Source organism: Streptomyces flavofungini (genome assembly GCF_041028215.1).
Classification (GTDB): Bacteria; Actinomycetota; Actinomycetes; order Streptomycetales; family Streptomycetaceae; genus Streptomyces; species Streptomyces flavofungini_B.
Genome location: NZ_JASKYR010000526.1, coordinates 1 through 5194, shown reverse-complemented (window position 1 = coordinate 5194; position 5194 = coordinate 1). Strand labels below are relative to the sequence as shown.

The 5194-nt window shown below is 72.8% G+C and carries 6 protein-coding genes; 2 read left to right on the top strand and 4 right to left on the bottom strand.

Translation table 11 applies throughout. The features are described 5' to 3' along the window. A partial coding sequence (locus AB8Z36_RS28750) for an ROK family protein (protein ID WP_369216304.1) occupies nt 1-694 on the top strand: 694 nt, incomplete at its 5' end. A gap of 4 nt (nt 695-698) precedes the next feature. On the opposite strand, the gene AB8Z36_RS28745 is transcribed toward AB8Z36_RS28750, so the two are convergent. Further along, the gene (locus tag AB8Z36_RS28745; protein ID WP_369216303.1) at nt 699-1955 is read right to left on the bottom strand and encodes an MFS transporter; all 1257 of its coding nucleotides are present in this window, start codon (nt 1953-1955) and stop codon (nt 699-701) included. Nucleotides 1956-2061: 106 nt separating this feature from the next. Beyond that, complete coding sequence (locus AB8Z36_RS28740) at nt 2062-2661, bottom strand: TetR/AcrR family transcriptional regulator (RefSeq protein WP_369216302.1); 600 nt, start codon at nt 2659-2661, stop codon at nt 2062-2064. Between the two features lie 140 nt (nt 2662-2801). On the opposite strand from AB8Z36_RS28740, the gene AB8Z36_RS28735 reads away from it, so the two are divergent. Beyond that, nucleotides 2802-3635, top strand: a complete 834-nt coding sequence (locus AB8Z36_RS28735; protein WP_369216301.1) for an alpha/beta fold hydrolase — start codon at nt 2802-2804, stop codon at nt 3633-3635. An 18-nt stretch (nt 3636-3653) separates the two neighbouring features. Here the strand turns inward: AB8Z36_RS28735 and AB8Z36_RS28730 are convergent, their stop codons facing one another. Together AB8Z36_RS28730 and AB8Z36_RS28725 are read right to left on the bottom strand one after the other, a co-directional pair. Beyond that, on the bottom strand, nt 3654-4598 hold the full coding sequence (locus tag AB8Z36_RS28730) for a phosphotriesterase family protein (RefSeq protein WP_369216300.1): 945 nt from the start codon (nt 4596-4598) through the stop codon (nt 3654-3656). Then, nucleotides 4592-5185 carry a DUF4865 family protein gene (locus AB8Z36_RS28725; RefSeq protein ID WP_369216305.1) on the bottom strand — a complete coding sequence of 198 codons (594 nt, stop codon included), beginning with the start codon at nt 5183-5185 and terminating at the stop codon, nt 4592-4594. Before AB8Z36_RS28725 ends, AB8Z36_RS28730 begins: the two co-directional genes overlap by 7 nt. Nucleotides 5186-5194 lie beyond the last annotated feature (9 nt).

Here is a 5194-nt window from a genome sequence, read left to right as displayed (position 1 = left end):
GCCCGCGGGCGCGCAGGTCCGGCAGATCTTCACCGACTGCGTGCGCGACGCGAAGATCGCGGGCCCCGCCTTCGCCGCCAACGACGTGAACCTCGCCGCGCTCGCCGAGCACCGCCACGGCGCGGGGCGCGGCGCGCGGGACCTGCTCTGCGTGGCGACCGGACACCGTGGCGTCGGCGGCGCCCTGGTCCTCGACGGCCGTCTGCACACCGGGAGTTCGGGTCTCGCCCTGGAGGTCGGCCACCTCACGGTGAACCCCGAGGGGCGGCCCTGCTACTGCGGCAGCCGCGGCTGCCTCGACGTCGAGACCGACCCGCTGGCCTTCCTGACGGAGGCGGGGCGGGAGCCCGGTCCCGAGGGGCTGCTCGTACAGGCCCGGCAGCTGCTGCGCGACGCGTACGCAGACCCCGCCGTGCGCGCCGCGGCCGAGGCACTGATCGACCGGCTCGGCCTCGGGCTCGCGGGTCTGGTCAACATCCTCAACCCGGACCGCATCATCCTGGGCGGCCTGCACCGCGCCCTCCTTGAGGCGGACCCCGAGCGGCTGCGTGCCGTCGTCGCGGACCGGTCGCTCTGGGGGCGCAGCGGCGGCGTCCCGATCCTGGCGTGCACGCTGGACCACAACAGCCTGGTGGGGGCCGCCGAGCTGGCCTGGCAGCCGGTGCTCGACGACCCCCTGGGCGCCCTGGGATAGCGCCTCACACGGTTTCCGCCAGATCCGGCGCGGTCTCGCGCCCAGCCGTGCCGGGAGCCGTCGCGGACGCGCCCGGAGCCACCCCGGCCACCCCGGTCGTGCCGGGCGCCTTCCCGGCCCCGGCCCGGCGGCGCGGCAGGTCAGGCACCAGCGTGCCGAGGCCGAGCAGGGCGAGACCGGCGCCGATCCACAGCGGTGCCCGCAGGCCGAAGGCGTCGATCGCGGGGCCCCCGGCGGAGGTGGCGATGATGATGCCGAGGGTGATGAACGACGAGTGGACGGTGTTGACCAGCGGACGCGCGTTGCCGGTGCGCTGTACGCGGGTCACCAGGGCCGGGTTCATCGTCACCCCGACCAGCCCGATCCCCGTCATCAGCACCACCGCGGCGACGGGAAGGTGGGCGAAGAGCGCGAACCCCGTGAGGAAGACCAGGTTCAGCGCGAGGCCGGTCACCAGGACCGGGATCGTACGGCGGTCGGCGAACCGTCCCACGACCGTGTTGCCGACGACGGTGGCCGCCCCGTACGCGATGAGCAGGAGCGGCACCGTGCCCGTGGAGAAGCCGGTGATCTCGGTGAGGACCGGGTTCAGATAGCTGAAGGCGGAGAAGGTCGCACCGATGACGAAGGTGCTGGTGGTGAGGGTGAGCCAGAGCCGTGGGCTGCGGAAGGCGCCCAGCTCCTGACGGAGGCCGCCGCTCGCTCCGGCGCCGTCGTCGGTGCCGGGCACTCCGGCGAGTGTGGCCAGGGCGGCGAGCACGGTCAGGGCCGTGATGGTCCAGAACGCCGCGCGCCAGCCGAAGTGTTCGCCGACGACCGTGGAGAGCGGCAGGCCGAGCAGCGTGCCGAGCATCAGCCCGTTGAGTGCCACGGCGACGGCGCGGCCCCGCACCTCGGGCCGGGTGATGCGGGAGGCGAGTGAGATGGAGACGCCGAGGAAGGCCTGCGAGGCGATGCCGGTGAGTACGCGGGCGACCAGCATGGTGCGGTAGTCGGGGGCGAGGGCGGCCAGCACGTTGCCCGCCAGGAAGACGCCGAACAGCAGCATCAGCGCGCTTTTCTGACGCATTCTCAGGACAGCGACGGTGAGGAAAGGGCCGCCGAGGGCCATCGCGGCGGCGAAGGCGGTGATGAGGTAGCCGATCTCGGGAATCGTGGCGTCGAGCCCCCGGGCCATCTGGGGCATGAGTCCGGCGACCACGAATTCGCTGGTCACCATGGCGAAGATGCCGAGGGCCAGTACGTACACGGCGCGGGGCATGGCGTCGTACTCCTGTCGGTGTGGAGTGGGGTGAGTGAGGCGGTGTTTTAGATAGGTCAGTACAAAATCTGGGCATGCGAAGGCGGCCCTCGTCGGCCGCCCGGGGTCAGCGCGCCGCGAGCGCGTCGAGCGCGGTCTCCGCGATGGCTTCGAGTGCGGGCCGGTCGGCGCCGCCCTGGGCCGAGACGCGCATGCCGCCGATGACGGCGTTGAGGTACCGGGCGAGGGTGTCGGCGTCCCGGTCTGCGGTGATGTCGCCGTCCCGCTGTCCGGACCGGATCGCGGCCCCCAGTGCGGCGAGCCGTTTCGCGAGGTCCCGCTCCAGCATCGCGGCGGCCTCCGCGTCGCGCGCGGCGAGTTCGACCGTGGTGTTGACGGTGAGGCAGCCGATGCTGTGCCCGTTCTCGCGCTGTTCGAACTCTCCGTCGATCACCCGCGTGAACAGTGCCCGCAGCCGCTCGGTGGCCGGTCGCTGCACGTCCTCCAGGATGTCGAGCTGGCCGGTGTTCATGGCGTCCATGTAGCGCGCGAGGGCGCGCCGGAACAGGTCGTGCTTGCTGTTGAAGGTGTTGTAGATGCTGCTGCGGCCCAGGCCGGTGGCGTCGCAGAGGTCCTGGGTCGAGGTGGCTTCGTAGCCCTTCACCCAGAACGCGCGCATCGCCGCGTCCAGGGCCCGTTCCTCGTCGAATGTCCTCGGTCGGGCCATGCGGGAACCGTACCGGTTTTGGAACGTGCAGTGCAATACGTGGTGGGGGTTGCGGACCCGGGCGGCCGGGGGAGATGGTGTTACCGATAACCGCGAGCTACCGGTAACGACCGGGGGTGAGAGCACCGTACGAAGGAGTCATGGACGTGCGCTGGAACCTGCCGGAGGAGTTCGAGACGGCCGACGGACGCGTGCGGTGGGCGTCGTCCGGGCACGGCGATCCCGTCGTGCTCCTGCACGGATCGCCGTTCTCCTCCTATATCTGGCGCGACATCGCCCCCGCGCTGGCCCGCACCCGCCGGGTCCACGTCTTCGACCTGCTCGGGTACGGGCAGTCCGAGATGCGCGCGGACCAGGACGTCAGCCTGACCGCCCAGGCGAAGCTGTTCGTACGGCTCCTCGCGCACTGGCGCCTCGCGCGGCCCAGTGTCATCGCACACGACATCGGAGGCGCCGTGGCGCTGCGCGCCCTGCTGCTCGAAGGTGCGGCCTACCGCGACCTCACCCTGGTCGACGCGGTCGGCGGCGGGGCGTGGGGCACCGGCTTCTTCAAGCTGATCAGGGACAACGCGGCGGTCTTCGAGCGGCTCCCCGACTATGCCCACGAGGCCCTCGTGGCCAGCCATCTGCGCCACGCCACGCACGTGGGGCACGCCCCGGGAGTGCTCGACGCCTACCTCGCCCCCTGGCGCGGGCCGCGGGGCCAGGCCGCCTTCTACCGCCAGTACCGGAGCATCGGGCAGGCCGAGACGGACGAGGTCGAGCCGCTGCTCGGCCAGGTGGACGTGCCGACGCGCATCGTCTGGGGCCGCCAGGACCGCCTGCTGCCACCGGAGTTCGCGGAGCTGCTGCACGCGCGCATCCCGGGGGCGGAGCTGCACTGGGTCGAGGGGGCGGGCCACACCCTCCAGGACGACGCACCGGCCGCGCTCCTCGGCCACCTCACCGCGGACTTCGCGGCGGGGTGCCGCTGAGGCGCGGCCGGGACCGCCTCACCCCCACTCCACCCCGAAGGCGCGACCGGCGTTGTCCGTGAGCATCCGCCGTACCGTCTCCTCGCCCGCGGCGAGTGCGAGCCGGGACCGCACCCCGCGCAGCAGATGCGGCATGCCGGGGCCGCCGTTGACCGACCTCGCCCCCGAGGTCGTCGTGTCGCCGCCGAGGAGGAGCCGGTCGCCGAAGCCCGCGTCGGCCAGGGCGCGCACCGCCTCCGGCATGCGCCAGTCCGTGGCGTGGTGGGCGCGGGACGGGCCGTCGAACGCCATGTAGACGCCCAGTTCGGCGGCCTGGCGGTGGACGGTGAGGTCGGGGGCGCGGTTGAGGTGACCCAGGATCACCTTGTGCGGCGGCACCTGTGCGTCGGCGCAGAGCAGGTCGAGCACGTCGAGCGGTGCCGTGCCCAGTTCCAGGTGGACGGCGATCGGGGCGCCCGTCGCGTGATGGGCCTCGGCCGCTGCCGTCAGCGTCCAGCGGGCATGGGCGTCGAGACCGTGGAAGCCGCCCGCGACCTTGATCAGCCCGGCCCGTACGCCCGAGTCGCCGATGCCTTCGGTGAGTTCGCGCACGAAGAGGTCCGCGAGACCGTCCGCGCGGAGCCGGTCCAGGGTCCCCGGGGCGTAGTGGACGGCCTGGTGCAGGCCGGTCGCGGCCACCACGTGCACTCCGGCCGTCCGGGCGAGACCGGGCAGCAGCTCGGTCCGCCGTCCCATGCCGTGCGGTGTCCACTGGATGACGCTCTGCCCGCCCGCCGCGCGGAACGCCGCCAGTTCACCCGCGGCCGCGTCGGGCGAGTCCAGCTCCTGCCCCGGCAGCTGCGGACTGCGGAGGAAGAGGTGGTCGTGGGCGTCGCAGACGCCGAGGTCCTCCGGCGGGATGTCGCCGAGGACGGTGCGGATCGTGGCAGCCCGGGCGGGAGCCGGGGCGGACGGAGTCACCACTGCCGCCCCCTCGTGAGCTTCTCCCGCTCCGGGGCCGACACGTGCAGCACCTCGAAGACGTCCCCGGCGTCGTCCGGCGCCTCGTCCGCCCAGAGGGAGAAGGACACCGCCTCCCAGGTCCGCGGGTCGACGGCGGTGAGCGCGGCCGACGCGCCCTCCTCGCGGGTCAACCGCCCCGCCTCATCGGCCAGTTCATCAGCGGCGGCCGACAGCGGTGCCGTCTCGGGGAGCGTCCGGCGGCGGCGTACGGCCGCTCGCGGCAGGGCCCCGCCGGCTGTCGCGTCGGGTGACTCCTCGTACGCGAGAACCGTCCAGTGCCGCACCGCCGGCCGCCCGAAGTCGTCGACGAGACCCTGGAATCCGGGGCCGCGGAGGAAGGAGTTCATGCCGTGGGCGGTGTTCCAGAGATAGAAGGGCGCGTACTGGTTGACGGGCGAGCGGTGTCTGCCGCGCTCGCGCATCAGATACGCCTTGAAGCCCAGTCCGGGGAAGGCGTCGAGCAGATGTCCCTTCGTCGCGACGCGGTGCCGGATGGTGTCCATGTCGTGGTCGGCGGGGAGAGTGATCTCGTACTGCATGGCGTGCATCGTGTGCTC

What these genes read in the sequence shown, in the direction of transcription:
- AB8Z36_RS28745 (WP_369216303.1), bottom strand. Translation starts at nt 1,955, where the DNA reads ATGCCCCGCGCCGTGTACGTACTGGCCCTCGGCATCTTCGCCATGGTG.
- AB8Z36_RS28740 (WP_369216302.1), bottom strand. Translation starts at nt 2,661, where the DNA reads ATGGCCCGACCGAGGACATTCGACGAGGAACGGGCCCTGGACGCGGCG.
- AB8Z36_RS28735 (WP_369216301.1), top strand. Translation starts at nt 2,802, where the DNA reads ATGGACGTGCGCTGGAACCTGCCGGAGGAGTTCGAGACGGCCGACGGA.
- AB8Z36_RS28725 (WP_369216305.1), bottom strand. Translation starts at nt 5,185, where the DNA reads ATGCACGCCATGCAGTACGAGATCACTCTCCCCGCCGACCACGACATG.